This is a genomic window from Sheuella amnicola, from assembly GCF_010499255.1.
GTDB lineage: Bacteria > Pseudomonadota > Gammaproteobacteria > Burkholderiales > Burkholderiaceae_B > Zwartia > Zwartia amnicola.
The window spans coordinates 92,960-109,832 of the sequence record NZ_JAAGRN010000010.1 but is presented as its reverse complement, the minus strand read 5'-3'; the positions used below and the strand labels follow the sequence as shown (position 1 = coordinate 109,832).

15 protein-coding genes are annotated in these 16,873 nt (G+C 51.4%); 6 read left to right on the top strand and 9 right to left on the bottom strand.

The genetic code is table 11. The features are described from left to right. Positions 1-9: 9 nt before the first annotated feature. Positions 10-618, bottom strand: coding sequence for a hypothetical protein (locus tag G3I67_RS13620; protein ID WP_163656078.1), 609 nt, complete (start codon positions 616-618; stop codon positions 10-12). A 356-nt stretch (positions 619-974) separates the two neighbouring features. On the opposite strand from G3I67_RS13620, the gene G3I67_RS13615 reads away from it, so the two are divergent. From G3I67_RS13615 to G3I67_RS13595, 5 genes are all read left to right on the top strand, one after another. Continuing rightward, entirely contained in the window at positions 975-3,890 is a 2,916-nt protein-coding gene (locus tag G3I67_RS13615; protein ID WP_163656077.1) for a ribonucleoside-diphosphate reductase subunit alpha, read from the top strand. 18 nt (positions 3,891-3,908) lie between these two features. Then, positions 3,909-5,087: a ribonucleotide-diphosphate reductase subunit beta gene (locus tag G3I67_RS13610; protein WP_163656076.1), complete on the top strand. Its 1,179-nt coding sequence runs from the start codon at positions 3,909-3,911 to the stop codon at positions 5,085-5,087. A 260-nt stretch (positions 5,088-5,347) separates the two neighbouring features. Further along, entirely contained in the window at positions 5,348-5,803 is a 456-nt protein-coding gene (locus tag G3I67_RS13605) for a histone H1-like DNA-binding protein (RefSeq protein ID WP_163656075.1), read from the top strand. Positions 5,804-5,959: 156 nt separating this feature from the next. Next, the gene (locus G3I67_RS13600) at positions 5,960-6,523 is read left to right on the top strand and encodes a YggT family protein (protein ID WP_163656074.1); all 564 of its coding nucleotides are present in this window, start codon (positions 5,960-5,962) and stop codon (positions 6,521-6,523) included. Positions 6,524-6,549: 26 nt separating this feature from the next. Then, on the top strand, positions 6,550-8,934 hold the full coding sequence (locus G3I67_RS13595) for a mechanosensitive ion channel domain-containing protein (RefSeq protein WP_163656073.1): 2,385 nt from the start codon (positions 6,550-6,552) through the stop codon (positions 8,932-8,934). A 53-nt stretch (positions 8,935-8,987) separates the two neighbouring features. Here the strand turns inward: G3I67_RS13595 and G3I67_RS13590 are convergent, their stop codons facing one another. From G3I67_RS13590 to G3I67_RS13555, 8 genes are all read right to left on the bottom strand, one after another. Beyond that, on the bottom strand, positions 8,988-9,509 hold the full coding sequence (locus G3I67_RS13590) for a hypothetical protein (protein WP_163656072.1): 522 nt from the start codon (positions 9,507-9,509) through the stop codon (positions 8,988-8,990). Then, entirely contained in the window at positions 9,506-10,444 is a 939-nt protein-coding gene (locus G3I67_RS13585; RefSeq protein WP_163656071.1) for a carbohydrate kinase family protein, read from the bottom strand. The genes G3I67_RS13590 and G3I67_RS13585 overlap by 4 nt, the downstream gene beginning before the upstream one ends. 9 nt (positions 10,445-10,453) lie before the next feature. Further along, positions 10,454-11,488, bottom strand: a complete 1,035-nt coding sequence (locus G3I67_RS13580) for a zinc-ribbon and DUF3426 domain-containing protein (RefSeq protein WP_163656106.1) — start codon at positions 11,486-11,488, stop codon at positions 10,454-10,456. 9 nt (positions 11,489-11,497) lie between these two features. Continuing rightward, the gene (gene prmA / locus G3I67_RS13575; RefSeq protein WP_163656070.1) at positions 11,498-12,403 is read right to left on the bottom strand and encodes a 50S ribosomal protein L11 methyltransferase; all 906 of its coding nucleotides are present in this window, start codon (positions 12,401-12,403) and stop codon (positions 11,498-11,500) included. Positions 12,404-12,484: 81 nt separating this feature from the next. After that, a complete protein-coding gene (gene accC, locus G3I67_RS13570; RefSeq protein ID WP_163656069.1) occupies positions 12,485-13,834 on the bottom strand; it encodes an acetyl-CoA carboxylase biotin carboxylase subunit in 1,350 nt (449 codons plus the stop codon). Position 13,835: 1 nt separating this feature from the next. Next, positions 13,836-14,282, bottom strand: coding sequence for an acetyl-CoA carboxylase biotin carboxyl carrier protein (gene accB / locus G3I67_RS13565; RefSeq protein WP_163656068.1), 447 nt, complete (start codon positions 14,280-14,282; stop codon positions 13,836-13,838). A 37-nt stretch (positions 14,283-14,319) separates the two neighbouring features. After that, positions 14,320-14,766, bottom strand: coding sequence for a type II 3-dehydroquinate dehydratase (gene aroQ / locus G3I67_RS13560; RefSeq protein WP_163656067.1), 447 nt, complete (start codon positions 14,764-14,766; stop codon positions 14,320-14,322). 79 nt (positions 14,767-14,845) lie between these two features. After that, positions 14,846-15,409, bottom strand: a complete 564-nt coding sequence (locus G3I67_RS13555) for a TlpA family protein disulfide reductase (protein WP_163656066.1) — start codon at positions 15,407-15,409, stop codon at positions 14,846-14,848. Positions 15,410-15,489: 80 nt separating this feature from the next. On the opposite strand from G3I67_RS13555, the gene mpl reads away from it, so the two are divergent. Next, positions 15,490-16,860 carry a UDP-N-acetylmuramate:L-alanyl-gamma-D-glutamyl-meso-diaminopimelate ligase gene (gene mpl / locus G3I67_RS13550; protein ID WP_163656065.1) on the top strand — a complete coding sequence of 457 codons (1,371 nt, stop codon included), beginning with the start codon at positions 15,490-15,492 and terminating at the stop codon, positions 16,858-16,860. Positions 16,861-16,873 lie beyond the last annotated feature (13 nt).

The window sequence follows — 16,873 nt, the reverse complement described above, 5'->3', positions numbered from 1 at the left end:
TCGGCGGTATTACATACGAAAGCTGTCCTGAACCTTTTTGGCAAAGTTTGACTTGGAATTGGGACGGCTGTCGCGATACATCAAGCGGTTCGCATCTACCTTTTCAATGATGTAGGTCGTTGTGTAAATGGCATCATTAAAGTCGACCAGCTCGCCATTCGATCTGGTCACTCGCGTCACGAGCTGCCCATTTGCGGACTCCCAACACCCGGTTTCCCGAAGCTCGGATCTGATGTTGCGCCCCTGTTTGACCCTTGTCTGCTGACGAAACTTGCCATCGGCACTCAAAGTCAACAGATTTTGAATCTCGCCGGCAACTCCTGCCTGTTTGGTCACTACATACCAGTTGCCAACCAAGGCATTGCCATTGGCAACTGCTTTACACACAGGTTCCACGGCATCTGCGGGTGCGGGTTTAATCTGCGAATTGTCGGGGCGCGGAATGCCGCAGGCCGACAAGCCCAATATCAAAGCAACTGCGCAAATATTACGAACCCCATGTCCATAAAACTTCGCATTAGCCCTTAACGAAACTTGCTTCACCACTGCACACCCCACTTCCGACAGGATTTCATACTGTTTGATCAATTGCCTACATATTGCAGTAAATCTACGCATTCACTCCAAGAATTTCTTACCAAAAAGCGCGAAGTTTCTGTTCTTTTGCATTTACGCCACACTTATATCCATCCGGCTTACGCTCACCAATCTGAAAAGACAAGGCTTGGCAAATTAAATAGCCTCGATCCGCCCAAAGGACAACCCTCCGACCCAAGCGATGGCGGCTTTACTGGATGGCTGAAGGCTAGGGTTAACGATGATAAAAAATTGACCTGACATACTATTGATATCCCATCAACGAACCACTAGAATTAGTGTCGCTGAGATGAAAAAACACTATATATAGTAGTAAAGCTCAAAGATTGAAACACCATGGCGTGGCGCGTGCCACGCTTATTTTGCAGGAGCCCCCTATGCACACCACTGCCACTAGCAGCATATCCCCGTCGGATGTTGCTGTTCACTATTCCGCACCCCAAGCACCCATCACTGAAACGGTGTGGACGCAGTATCACATCATTCGCCGCAACGGCTCCGTGGTGAATTTCGAGCCGAGCAAAATCGGCATTGCCATGACGAAAGCCTTTCTGGCCGTCAACGGTGGTCAGGGCGCAGCTTCCGCGCGCGTGCGCGAGCTGGTTGAATCCCTGACCCGACAAGTCGTTCAGTCACTCGTGCGCAGTCGCCCGAATGGCGGCACTTTTCATATTGAAGACGTTCAGGACGCAGTCGAGCTGGCACTGATGCGTTCAGGCGAACACGATGTTGCGCGCTCATACGTGTTGTATCGCGAACGTCGCGCACAAGAACGTGCCCGCTCGCAAGAAGATCAAGGGCCGGTAGAAGTCGCAACCCTGCATGTCACGGATAATGGCGTACGCAAACCTCTGGATCTTGCAAAACTAAAGGCCACGATCGAGTCGGCCGGGGTTGGCTTGGGTGATTTTGTCGATACGGCCGCCATCCAAAAAGAAACATTGAAAAACCTGTACGACGGCGTTCCTGTCGATGAGGTCTATAAGTCCGCGATTCTTGCAGCGCGCACAATGATCGAAAACGATCCGGCATATACCTATGTCACGTCCCGTCTATTACTACACACGATCCGCAAAGAAGTCTTGGGAGAAGAAACATCCCAGGAAGAAATGTCCACGCGATACGCCAACTACTTTCCGAAATTCATCAAAAGAGGCGTCGACGGTGGTTTACTGAACTCCGAGCTGTCGCGTTACGACTTGCCACGTCTGGCCGCCGCGCTGGACGCAAGTCGCGACTTGCAATTCGATTACCTGGGTCTACAGACGCTCTATGACCGCTACTTCCTGCACATCCGCGGTCAGCGCATCGAACTGCCACAGGTATTCTTCATGCGCGTCGCCATGGGCTTGGCACTCAACGAAATCGACCGAGAGGCTCGTGCAATCGAGTTCTATCAGATCCTGTCGTCGTTCGACTTCATGAGCTCGACACCGACATTATTCAATGCCGGCACGCTCCATTCGCAATTGTCATCATGCTACCTAACCACCGTTTCGGATGATCTGGACGGAATTTACGAAGCGATCAAAGAAAATGCGCTGCTTGCAAAGTACGCCGGCGGTCTGGGCAACGACTGGACTCCTGTTCGCGCCATGCGCAGCCACATCAAGGGCACGAATGGTGAAAGCCAGGGTGTTGTTCCTTTCCTGAAAGTAGTGAACGACACGGCAGTTGCAGTCAATCAGGGCGGCAAGCGCAAAGGCGCTGTCTGTTGCTACCTCGAATCCTGGCATCTGGATATTGAAGAGTTTCTCGAACTTCGCAAGAACACCGGGGACGAGCGCCGTCGTACCCATGACATGAACACGGCCAACTGGATTCCCGATCTGTTCATGAAGCGCGTGATCGAGGGCGGCGACTGGACGCTGTTCTCACCATCCGACTGTCCGGATCTGCACGATAAAGTCGGAGAGGCGTTCGAGCGCGCCTACACGGCCTACGAAGACAAAGCCGCACGTGGCGAGCTGCAATTGTTCAAGAAGATTCCCGCATTGAACCTGTGGCGCAAAATGCTCTCCATGCTGTTCGAAACCGGACACCCATGGATCACCTTTAAAGATCCATGCAATATTCGTTCACCTCAACAGCATGTGGGAGTTGTACACAGCTCGAACCTCTGCACTGAAATCACTCTGAACACCAACGATAGCGAAATCGCCGTTTGCAATCTGGGCTCGGTCAACTTGCTCGCCCACCTCAAACGCAACGACGATGGTTCACAAGAGCTGGATCAGGCAAAACTCAAGCGCACGATCACGATCGCAATGCGCATGCTCGACAACGTCATCGACATCAACTATTACGCAGTCGACAAAGCCCGTAATTCGAACGTACGCCACCGCCCTGTCGGCATGGGCATCATGGGTTTCCAGGACTGCCTGCACGTTATGCGCGTTCCCTACGCTTCGCAAGAAGCGATCGAATTCGCCGATCGCTCGATGGAGGCCGTCTGTTACTACGCTTACAGCGCATCAAGCGATCTGGCGGCCGAGCGCGGTCGCTACGCTACTTTTGACGGCTCGCTATGGTCACAAGGCATTTTGCCTCACGATTCGATCAAACTATTGCGGGAACAGCGTGGCGGGTATGTCGAAGTTGACGACTCCATCACTATGGACTGGGACAGCCTGCGCGCGCGCATCATGAAGCAAGGTATGCGCAACTCGAATTGCATCGCGATCGCACCGACAGCCACAATCTCGAACATCATTGGCGTATCTGCCTGTATCGAGCCGACTTACCAGAACCTTTACGTTAAATCGAACTTGTCTGGCGAATTCACTGTGGTCAACGAGCACCTGGTGCGCGACCTCAAGAAACTGGGGCTTTGGGACGAGGTGATGGTTGCCGACCTGAAGTATTTCGATGGCAGCCTGGCCCGCATTGACCGCGTCCCGGCAGATCTGCGCACGCTCTATGCAACAGCTTTCGAAGTCGAACCTTCGTGGCTGGTCGAATGCGCGTCTCGCCGCCAGAAGTGGATCGATCAAGCTCAGTCACTTAACATCTACATGGCAGGGGCGTCCGGCAAGAAACTCGACGACACCTACAAGCTCGCATGGCTGCGCGGCCTGAAGACAACCTACTACCTGCGTACACTCGGCGCAACAAGTGCCGAAAAATCAACCGGTCGCGGTGGGGAGCTGAATGCGGTCAGCGCATCGGGCGCAAGCTCGACAAGCGGAACATTCGCTTCTGCTCAAGCCACTCCCGAACCGGAAATTGTTGGTGTAGCCTGCACAATGCGACCGGGTGATCCGGGTTTTGAAGAGTGCGAAGCCTGCCAATAATTGCAACCGGAATAAATCATGCTGACCTGGAACGACGAACCCACCCAACCGGCAACGCCATCAACTGGCGTTGCTCCCTCAACCATGTCTCCACCACTGCGTGGCGCGACCGGCGTGTTTGGCGATTCTGCATTGCCGACCCCCGGATTAACTCAAAAGCCTGTTGTGGCCGACCCCAACACGCGCGTTAATGTCGCGGACAAACGCATCATCAACGGCAAGACCGATGTCAATCAATTAGTGCCGTTCAAATACAAGTGGGCTTGGGAAAAATACATTGCAACATGCGCCAATCACTGGATGCCGCAAGAGATCAACATGTCTCGCGACATCGCACTTTGGAAAAATCCAAACGGCCTGACGGATGATGAACGTCGAATCATTAAACGCAATCTCGGATTCTTTGTGACTGCAGATTCGTTGGCTGCAAACAACATTGTTCTCGGTACATATCGACACATTACCGCACCCGAATGTCGCCAATTTTTATTGCGCCAGGCGTTTGAAGAAGCGATTCATACGCACGCTTATCAGTACATTGTCGAAAGCCTGGATCTTGATGAATCGGAAATTTTCAACGCATACAACGAGGTTCCATCGATTCGCGCAAAAGATGAATTTCTGATTCCTTTCATCGATGCAATCGCAGACCCAAACTTCAAGACTGGCTCTACAGAAGCCGATCAGACGCTTTTGAAGTCACTGATCGTTTTTGCATGCTTGATGGAAGGCTTGTTTTTTTATGTCGGATTCACGCAAATTCTTGCGCTTGGTCGTCAAAATAAAATGACCGGCGCGGCCGAACAGTACATGTACATTTTGCGTGACGAGTCCATGCATTGTAATTTCGGAATCGATTTGATCAACACGATTAAGCTCGAAAATCCGCATCTTTGGACTCCGGCATTTCGCGAAGAAATTCGAGAATTATTTGCAAAAGCTGTCGAACTTGAATACGCTTACGCGGAAGACACAATGCCGCGCGGTGTTTTGGGATTGAATGCGCCGATGTTCAAGTCGTATTTACGCTTCATCGCGAACCGCCGTTGTCAGCAGATTGGTATTGAGCCGTTATTCGCGCAGGAAGAAAATCCCTTCCCGTGGATGGCCGAGATGATTGATTTGAAGAAGGAACGAAATTTCTTCGAAACACGCGTGATCGAGTATCAAACTGGTGGTGCCCTCAGTTGGGAATAAAACCACGGGCTGAAACTTGGCACGCTGCAGTACTAGCCGATGGTCGGTGAAAACAGTCCATCGGTGCCATTTGAATTGGTTCGCGCCTGATGCGAGAGGCAGTTCAAATGGCTGTGCCGTATTCATTAGGGCAAACCGCTGTCCTACCGACGTCGGGTAGGGGCTTGCTCCGATGAATAACTCGAGCGACACGAAGTCCCATGGTGGGATGAGTCGAGCACGGGTTTAATGTTTGGGACCCTGAACTAAGGAGTATTACCATGGCAACAGCCAAGAAAGCAGCAAAAAAAGCCCCTGCCAAGAAAGCCGCAGCTAAAAAGCCTGCAGCTAAAAAGGCAGCAGCTAAGAAGCCGGCAGTAAAGAAAGTTGCAGCTAAAAAGCCTGCAGCCAAGAAAGTTGCAGCTAAAAAGCCTGCAGCAAAGAAAGTTGCAGCCAAGAAGCCTGCTGCCAAAAAAGTAGCCGCTAAAAAGCCTGCAGCTAAAAAAGCTGCCGCTAAAAAGCCTGCTGCCAAGAAAGTAGCCGCTAAAAAGCCTGCAGCTAAAAAAGCTGTTGCTAAGAAAGCAGCTGCCAAGCCAGCTGCAAAAAAAAAAGTAGCTAAAAAGCCTGCCGCTAAAAAACCTGCGGCTGCCGCTCCTGCTGCAGTAGCGGCGCCTGCTGCGAAATCGACCGTGAACCCTAACGCTTCATGGCCATTTCCTACAGGCGGTCGCCCGTAAGCTTTTAGCTAAAGGTTGCAAGACCAAACCGTCCGGCTTGCCGGACGGTTTTTTCTTTGTGTTTCTATCTGTTTCCGTTGCTGTTATTGGCAACAAGTGCAATCATCATCATGCGACAATTGCCTTTAGAAACAGCATTACAGGGATTTCCGAACCATGCTTGGCGATATTTTTCTCATTTTGATCGAAATCGGCTCTTCTCTGATCGGCGCAACGTTGATCGCACGAGCCTGGATTCACGCCATCCGGTTACACCCTTTTAATCCTGTATCCCAGGCCATTTATCAAGCGACCAACTGGTTGATTCAACCTTTTAGAAAGGTCATTCACGCCGGAAAATTCTTTGACTGGGCGAGTTTGATCGCCGCCTTCCTGGTTGCATTCGTTTCGGTTGCACTTAGATGGATGGTCGCATACAGCGCGATCTTGCCGGCGTCCATACTGCCGGCGACTATCGGAGGGGCCGTCATTACTTTGTCCACCTGGGCATTGGATCTTGTGATTCTCCTGACAATAGCTCAAGCGATTCTGTCTTGGGTCAATCCGATGGCCACCATCATGCCTGTTTTGCGCGTGCTGACAGAGCCTTTACTTGGCCCTTTACGCAGAATTCTTCCCGCGCCCGGGGGGATTGATTTATCGCCGATCGCACTACTCATCCTGGCTCAGATCAGCATGGTCATCATAAAAAGAATTGTATTTGCATTAATTGGTGTTTAATTGTTTTTCGGCTCATCGCTCTCGATATGATTTCCAAAACCTGTTTACGCTTCGTCTCAATTGGATTACTTGCTCTATCGACGGTCCTTTGCCGTGCACAAGGGCTGCCGGGATCGCCAATCAACAGTTTGATTATCCCGAATGGCGCACAGAAAAATACAGCTCAAACTAACGCTACTCCCCCCACAAACGGCGCGACCGATAATCCGATAGCTCGTACTGCGACGGATATTGATACACAACTCGCCGAAGTTCAAAAAAAAATTGATATTGCAAAAGCTGATCTTGTAAAAGCAAAAAACCAGCTCAGCAGCATTTCCGCAACCAACACACCCGCTCTGGAAGCCGCCCAGGAAAATGCCGGCACATTGCAAAAACTGATTGATGTCTATGCTCAGAACATCGATTCGCTTAAAGACCTGAAACGCCTGACCGATAAGGCAGCCGCACTCAAGAAAGAAAAAGATAACTGGCACGCTCCAGCGGGGACAGCTCCATGGCCTCTCGAGATTGCCGACGAAATTCAATTTAGTCTTATGCAGTGGCAATACCAGGTTCAACACCTGAGCCAGCGTCTGATCATTGTCGATCAGCAAATCGAAGATATGAAAAAAACTCGAGCCAGGCTCGAAATTGAATTTCGCCAGGTTGCTACAGATCCCGAAAAGACCACCAAAGCAGAATCAATCAGACGGCATCTTGAAATCAACTCGGCATCAATAAGCGAAATGCTGCTTGAAAAAGAAGTTGTCTCGACTGAAAAGCAGATCGCGCTGACTCACATATCCATTCAAAAACAGAATTGGAATTATTACGACAATCGATTTGCGTTCAGCCATGAAGACCTGGAAAAAACCCAAAATAATCTTGAGGCCGAAATCGCCAAATTAAGGGGGCTAGAAACTCAGGCTAGCAGCAACATCAATCGCACGCTGGATCTTGCCGCCGTAGCCAAAGCTCGCTTGACCAAGATCGAGTCTACTCCAGGTGCATCCCAACAAGCCATCACTCAGGCAAAGCGGGAGTGGCGCAAGGCCGATGGACAGGCGGAAGCTGTCAGGCTTGAGCGCGAAAAACACCGCGCAATGATCGAACTGGCGACTCTTCAGATTCAACTTTGGAATATTCGCCATGATCTGTATTCCTCGAACTTGAATGCCGAGACGCTGGATAAGATAAAAGAGCGCCAACTGGTGATTGCGCGCCGCATGAATCAAGGCATGCAATATCTGACGCAAATGATTGCCGAAAAATCGCAAACCTATTTCGAACTCACAGAGCAGGTCAAAATCACAAAAGATCCCGCCGAGAACGCATTTCTACTCGAACTGATGAAGCCCATCACTGCCCAGATCGATAATGCCCGATCACTCTACCTGATGATGAGTCGCGTCAATCAACTGCTGGAAATCACTCAAGGCGAAATTCAGACCAAGATCTCAAACCGCAGCCTTAGACAAAAAATCGACACGATTAGAGTCGTTGTGATCGGTTATGCAAAAGCGTTCTGGAATTATGAGATCTTCGCGATCGATGACACGATTGTCGTCGATGGCCGTGAACTCAAGACCAAGCGCAGTATTACGATCGGCAAAAGTATCGGTGCAATCATGATTCTGATTTTCGGCTTCATGATCATAAGCCGATTGATCAAACGCATGCTGGCAATTGCCGTCAATAAGGCGCACCTGGGTGCGAGCAAATCGGTTGTGATTGGTCGTTGGTTGATGTTGTTAGCAGGATTCACCCTGATCGTAACGGCTTTCAATCTTGTCGAAATCCCTTTGAGTATTTTCGCTTTCTTCGGCGGAGCACTTGCGATCGGTGTGGGCTTCGGAACCCAAAATATTCTTAAAAACCTGATCAGCGGCGTCATCCTACTGATCGAAAAGCCTATCAGATTAGGAGATCTGGTCGAAATCGACGGTGTCACGGGCGTGGTCACATCGATCGGAATACGCTTCTCAACAATCCATGGTGCTCAGGGAACGGATACGCTCATTCCGAACAGCTCATTAGTGGAGCATAAGCTCGTCAACTGGACCTATTCGACTCCTGATGTACGCAAGGAAATCAAAGTGACCGTAGCTTACAACTCTGATGTTGAAACGGTCCGATCCATTCTGCAAGAAGTGTGTACAACACACCCTGCCATCATAGGCACGCCGAGCCCATTGGTCACGCTGGATGATTTTGGCGACAATGGCCTGGTTTTCACGGTCCAGTGCTGGATGAGAATCCAATCGGGCTTGGTTATCGCCCAGGTGCTTAGTGAATTGCGCGTCAAAATACTGGCGGCATTTAAACAAGCCGGTATTGATTTGCCGTTCCCCCAGCGCGTTGTTCAATTCGACACAAGTCAGCCCCTTGAGGTCAATCTTATGTCCCAGCCCGGTTCGCAACAGGCCTGAAATGTTATGACGCAAGGCCAAGACATAGCGATCGGATCAATGAATCGAACGAATCAATCCGATTGCACTCTTGTCGGTTCGCCTGCGACAGTAATGATTTTGACTCGCTGGTTCAACTGAAGCGCCGGGTTCAGGGGTTGCACAACCACTCTGGTGCCACCGCTATCAAGCTTGATCGTCAATTCCTGACCATCAGTCGAATAGGGCTGATCATCCGTGTTGTCGCCAGCCAAGGATGACAATACGACGTGACCAACCATCGATAATGTTTTGCCCTGACTGACATAATTGGGGGAGCTGACATGGCTAGGCGGGATCACTGATTTTCCATCGACATCAGGCGACCTGGCAGCCGCCTCGGAAGCACGATCTTCGTGAAGACTGATCTTGCGTATCGATGAAATCACCCCTAGGGAAGTTTGTCCGGACTTCGATTGTTGCCCGGCCGGCTGATTAACCCCAGATACTAAACGATCACCACCGGCACACCCCGATAATATAAGCACCCCCGCCAATACGGCACCAAAAGCAGGCCGGAAGAAACTCGAGATTTGTCCGATGAGACGCGTGATCATGGCAAGTGCAAACCAAACTGGGCATGCAACTGCGCACTGATTGCTGCGCGGCTAGGGGCATGATTTTGAGGACCTCGCGAGGCGATCTTGATCGAACCCATCAGATTACCTAAGCGACAAGCATGGCTCCACGACCATCCTAAAGTCAAACCATACAAGAGTCCTGCACGATGTGCATCGCCACAGCCCGTTGGATCAATGACATCGGCCGGAATCACCGGATCAATGTGTTCATCACGGCCTTCCGTATATAAGGTTGCGCCCTCGCCACCGCGCGTAACAACAACGGCTTGCAGTTTTTCGGCAAGCTGGGCAATCGACTGGCCAGTGCGCTGCTCGACAACACTTGCCTCATAATCATTGACGCAAAGTACTTGAGCCAAATCGATCATTTGCTTGATGTCATCGCCATCGAACAACGGCATAGCCTGACCCAGGTCAAAGATGAAAGGAATACCTTGAGCATTCAACCTTTTGGCGTGGGCAATCATGCCGGCCTTCGAGTCCGGCGCGACGATACCCCAAGCGGCCTTTTGACCGGTCAGATCGTTTTCGGCAGATCGCTCCATGGCGCCAGGGTGAAACGCACTGATTTGGTTGTCATCCTGGTCTGTCGTGATGAAACACTGCGCGGTCAACGTTTCAGGAATGACACGCATCATGCCAACGTCAATTCCCAGCTTTACGAATCGATCGAGATAATCGGTTGCATCTTCACCAATCGTTGCGACCGGCACCGGTTTACCACCTAACAGATGCAGATTGTAGGCAATATTGCCTGCGCATCCGCCAAAGTCTCTGCGCATGCTAGGTACAAGGAATGAAACATTTAGTGCGTGAATGCGATCGGAAAGAATATGATCCTTGAAGCGCCCCTCGAATACGGCGATCGTATCGAAAGCTACAGAACCACAAATTAGAACCGGCGATGTCATATTAATGCCTCAAGGAAAGAACTTTTGAATATTAAACCCATTGATCTGCGGCCCCATTACGGATATGGGCAGGACTAGTTTGACTTCCTGTTGAGCCATAAATGGTTGGTCTACCAAATTCGATGGTAAATACTGGTGGGGTGCGATGACTTTACGAACGACCACAGTTGAAGATGGGTCGGTCAGCTCCAATATTAAATGAGGCCATGGCTGATTTTTTTCATAGCGATTACGCATAGTGAAACGCAAAATTTGTTCGCTCGCCTGACCTTCCTGTTGAGAAGCGCCTGTCTGGTCAAGCGAAGCACCTTCAATCGTAATTCGATCAAGATGACGGGACAATGAAACCTCGCATCCCACTCTGGCGCAGATTGACTCAAGCGTCGAACGCAAAGCGGGGGCGTTAGTTGCTATATCGTTACGGTAGATATAGACCAGCTGTCCGCATAAAAAAATGATTGCCAGCAGGCTTCCAAACCCCCACAGCAGAATACCTATCATATTCATGCCGTCTTGGGGCGTGCCGAAATCCGGATCCGAAGATGGAACATGCTGACGCAGCTGCCTGGACTCTCCTCGCAGCGCAATATCTGCGGAGCGCAAGGAGTCAAGCCGGGGTTCGCGTGACGTGGGTGATGCCAACGATGAAGTTTTTGCAGGCTCCGTATCAGAATCAACTGTTGCAGCGACCGATCTATGGCGCATGACAGAGGGTTCGGTTGATGACGCCGATGCACGGATAGATTCCGTTTGCGGTTCCGGCTCTGATTCCCAACTCAGTGTGGAATCCTCGCCGCCGGTCGGTGCATGATCGAGATCCAAACTTGGAATATTCGCAAACGGATTCGAAACTGCAGGCGTTTGGCTGACTTGCTGCGCCGGCAACCTGCGCGTCAAGGTCGGGACTTTACTTTCCAGTTCGTCATATCCATCAAAAATATGCGAACACTCCCCACATCTGACCAAGCCTTGATGCTCACTCAACTGATCAGGCTCTATCAGAAAACGACTCTCGCACTTGGGGCAGCGGGTAACTAAACTCATTCGATCCACCTACGGTTTCGTGCCGGCCAGACAAACCCAACCATCACGAGCCCGCCAAACCGACATCGGCAACCATGGCGCATATGCGGCGGCCACCTCGTGAGCCTGTCTTTCCAGCACGCCGGACAACACAAGGTGTCCGCCCGAACGCACGCGCCCTGCCAACATGGGTGCGAGTACTTTTAGCGGATTTGAAAGAATGTTCGCGACGACAATATCAAAGAGGCCGTCCGACAAACCATCCGGCAACAAGGCCTTCACATTGACACAATTAACCTCGGCATTATCCTTGGTTGCCTGAACAGCCTGGTCATCGATATCCACTCCAACAACCGGCGCTGCACCAAGCATGGAGGCGGCAATCGCAAGTATGCCCGACCCACAACCATAATCAAGCACAGTTGATCCGGTCGGCATACACTCGGCCAACCACTCCAGGCACAAGTGCGTTGTCGGGTGACTACCCGTGCCAAACGCCAGACCCGGATCCAATTGAATAGCAATACGCCCCGGCTCCGGTTTGCTCGGCATCTGCTCGGCATGCCAACTTGGAACAATCAGGATTTTTTCGCCAACGGCAATTGGGCCGAACTGCGATTGAGTCAATCGCACCCAGTCCGCATCGGGAACCTGTCGCAGTGTCCACGATAGCGGCGGCTCCACAGCACCGAGATCGTCTTGGGCCGCAGCCAATAATTGCTCAGGATCGACGCCATCGGCCAAAAGCACAATAAGATGATTCCGCTCCCAGGCATGGGTATCGGGTTCGGTTCCGGGTTCGCCAAACAATGGCTGCTCGGCATCCGTATCCAGATCAGCATCTTCGACCGAAACACTCAAAGCTCCAGCATCAAGCAAGGCATCCGAGAGAGGCTCGACCAACGCACCGGGACAGAGTAAAACCAATTCACGCATGGTGATTTCCAATAAACATCGGACCAAACGGTTGCCGTCAGGCTACCATTTGGCCCGGTGTGATGACCTTTTCAAAAACGATCAGGTCGGCCGAGATGCCAGCTTATGTTCCAGATAATGAATACTGGTTCCACCTTCGGCGAAGCGCGCATCAACCATCAGTTCGCGATGAAGCGCGATATTCGTGTTGATGCCTTCGACAACCATTTCTGACAATGCAATGGTCATACGCGCCAGCGCCTGATTTCGATCTTCTCCATATGTGATCACCTTCGCAATCATGGAGTCGTAATTGGGCGGCACGAAGTAACCGTTAAACACATGCGAGTCGATTCGCACGCCCGGACCACCCGGCGTATGCCAGTTGGTAATGCGACCTGGACTAGGCGTGAAATTAAAGGGATCTTCCGCATTGATTCGGCATTCAATGGCATGCCCTTTAAAGACAATATCCTTCTGGCGCAAGTTGAATTTTTCACCCGCAGCGACCCGAATTTGCTGTTGAACCAGATCAATTCCAGTGATCAGCTCCGTGACCGGGTGCTCGACTTGAATCCGGGTATTCATCTCGATGAAGTAAAACTCACCGTTTTCATACAGGAATTCAAACGTGCCCGCGCCACGGTATCGAATCTTGCGACAAGCTTCTGCGCAGCGCTCTCCGATTTTTTCAATCAGCTTACGGGGGATGCCCGGAGCAGGCGCTTCTTCGATGACTTTTTGATGGCGCCGCTGCATTGAGCAGTCCCGCTCGCCAAGCCAAACAGCATTGCGCTCGCCATCGGCAAGCACTTGAATTTCGATATGGCGAGGATTCTCGAGAAACTTCTCCAGATAGACTTCCGGATTGTTGAAAGCGGCACCAGCCTCGGATTTAGTCATCGTAACTGCATTTAGCAGGGCAGCTTCGGTGTGCACGACTCGCATGCCCCGACCACCACCGCCGCCGGCTGCTTTGATGATTACCGGATACCCCACTTCTTGAGCGATACGCAGAATTTCGGCGGAATCATCCGGCAAAGCACCCTGAGATCCGGGTACGACCGGCACACCCGCCTCGATCATTGCATGCTTGGCGCTGACTTTGTCACCCATCAAGCGAATAGACTCGGGGCGTGGGCCGATAAACACAAAGCCACTTTTTTCGACACGATCTGCAAAATCGGCATTTTCGGACAAGAATCCGTAGCCGGGATGAATTGCTTCAGCATCAGTGACTTCGGCTGCCGAAATGATTGCGGGCATGTTGAGATAGCTGTCTCGCGATGCTGCCGGTCCGATACATACCGATTCGTCGGCTAAACGCACATACTTGGCATCACGGTCTGCTTCGGAATGAACGACGACGGTTTTGATTCCCATCTCGCGACAGGCGCGCTGAATCCTCAGGGCGATTTCGCCCCGGTTGGCGATCAGAATCTTTTCAAACATATCAGGCGATCACAAAAAGAGGCTGGCCATATTCAACGGGCTCACCGTTTTCGACAAGGATCTCCTTGATAACGCCAGTCTTGTCGGCTTCGATTTCATTGAGCAGCTTCATAGCCTCGATGATGCACAGGACATCACCCTCCTTAACCTGCTGTCCGACCTGAACAAACGCCGGAGCGCCCGGATTAGGAGCTCGGTAGAACGTTCCAACCATCGGAGCCTTGACTGCATGCCCAGTCGCAACAGGCGCCGCAGCGGGCGCAGGAGCAACAGCGGCCTCAGCCACTGGAGCGGCGGCTGCCACGGGAGCCGCCGCGTATGCGACGGGCTGAACTGCTTGAGAAAACTTAACGATGCGTACCTTGCCTTCGCCTTCTGTGATTTCGAGTTCGGCGATACCGGACTCTGCAACCAGATCGATCAAGGTTTTCAGTTTTCTGAGATCCATATTAGTTCCGTAAAGAGATAGGGGGCGGTATGAAGGATCAAACCGGTTGGACATACTGCACGGCATAGCGCACAGCGGCCTCGTAGCCCTGAGGGCCAAGACCTGCCACCACTCCAAGAGCCAAATCAGACAAGTAGGAGTGATGACGGAAAGGTTCGCGCTTATAAACGTTCGAAATGTGAACTTCGACAAAAGGGATATTCACCCCGGCGAGCGCATCGCGTATAGCTACACTGGTGTGCGTGAAGGCACCTGCATTGATGATGATGAAGTCTGTCGAGTCCAGACGGGCTGCCTGAATACGGTCGACCAATTCACCTTCGTGGTTGCTCTGAAAAGAGTCCAGACTTGCGCCCAAGCTGGATGACAATCCGCCTAACCTCGCATTGAGCTCGGGCAATGTGGTGTGTCCGTAAAGCTGAGGTTCGCGTGTACCCAAGAGATTCAGGTTGGGGCCATGCAGAACGAGAATGCGTTGTGCCATTCGATTGGACTCAGTGACAAAATTTATCTAACAGGTGTCTTTTTAACGCTAAAACCCGTGATTTGTCCATTTACGTCTTTTATTTAGTAAATAAGTCATTGATTTTTCGAGTCAAGTCGGCAGAATCGATTTGGCCTAATATTGTATCGATCATGGTCCCATTTGCATCGAACATGACTGTAAAAGGCAGCCCTCCAGACGTATTGCCTAATGCCCTGACAAGAGAAATTCCACTGTGTCCGGCAACAAGCAAGGGATAATTTACCTGAACTTTAGCTACAAATTGACGCATATTGTCAGCAGTATCGATGCCGATACCAATAAATTGAATATCCGTTCTGGATTTGGAGATTTCCTCCAGAATAGGCATTTCCTGAACGCAAGGTGCACACCACGTTGCCCAGAAATTAACCACCAGCGGCTTGCCCAAAAAGGATTTGATTGGCTGATCCTTGCCCTGCAAATCCGGCAGGATCGTGGCAAGAAAACCTGCAACATCTAGCTCGGTTTTGTTGGGCGCAGAAGACTTAAGGGATCGATTGGCGGGCGGGGCCGATTTCGAGGTTTCGCGGTAGGCCAACCATCCTGTCAAACCAATTGCCCCAAGTCCCGTGGCACCAAGAATTAAAGTTCTTCTATTCATAACGGAAATCATACTCCGCAAGACCAAGCGCAAGGGTAACAACCTGGCATCTACCTCTACAATGCGGGGAGGAGGTTTTTATGCATCTGCATATTTTAGGAATTTGCGGCACATTTATGGGCGGACTGGCTTTGATTGCCCGAGCCGCCGGACATCGCGTCACAGGTTGCGATGCGGGTGTATACCCTCCCATGAGCACTCAATTGGCCGAGCAAGGCATCGATCTGATCGAAGGATTCGGGTCGGATCAGATTGCCCTCAAACCTGACTTATTCATTATCGGCAATGTCGTTTCCCGGGGTAACCCGCTCATGGAAGCCATACTCGAGTCAGGCCTGCCTTATACGTCGGGTCCGCAATGGCTAGGTGAGCATGTTCTACAAAAACAACATGTGTTGGCCGTTGCAGGTACACACGGCAAAACCACGACTAGCTCGATGCTGGCCTGGATTCTTGAAGTCGCCGGAAAAAAACCGAACTTTCTGATCGGCGGAGTCGCACCCGGACTGCAAGTATCCGCTCGACTCGATCAGGATGTCGATTTATTCGTTATCGAGGCAGATGAATACGACACTGCATTTTTCGACAAACGATCAAAATTTGTGCATTACCGCCCGCGCACGGTCATTCTAAACAACCTCGAATATGACCATGCCGACATATTTCCGGATTTATCGGCAATCGAAACACAATTTCATCATTTGTTAAGAACGGTACCCGGCTCGGGAAGGGTGATCATGCCCTCTGGAGATGAGGCGCTGGATCGGGTGCTTGAGCGCGGCTGCTGGTCAGAAGTCATCAAAACCGGCACGTTACAAGGTTGGCACGCACAAACAGTCGACGCTCTTTCCTTTGATGTATTCGAAGGCACCCGCCTGCACGGCCAAGTCAAATGGCCGCTTACAGGAGAGCATAATCGTCACAACGCAATCGTAGCGATCCTTGCAGCCGCCCACATCGGCATCGACCCCGCAACGAGCATTCAGGCACTTTGCTCTTTTGGGGGAGTCAAGCGACGAATGGAAGTTCGCGGGGTGGTCAACGACATCACAGTCTATGACGACTTCGCCCATCACCCGACTGCGATCCGCACCACAATCGAGGGACTGCGAGCCCAAGTCGGCAACAAGAGAATTCTTGCCGTACTCGAACCTCGCTCCAATACAATGAAACTTGGCACGATGGCCGCCCGCTTGCCGCAAGCACTTGAGGGTGCCGATCGCGTATTCTGTTTTGGCGAAAAAACCGGCAAACAAGCTCTCGGCTGGAATCCTTCAGTTGTTTTGGCCGAGCTGGGCGACAAGATGCAAGCGCACCACGAAATGGATCAACTCATCGATTCAATAGCACGAGAAGCGCGTTGTGGTGACCATATTCTGATCATGAGCAATGGCGGTTTTGGCGGAATTCACTCCCGCTTGCTTTCCGCTTTGGCTCAAACCCGCGCCTGAATCAGGTCAGGCA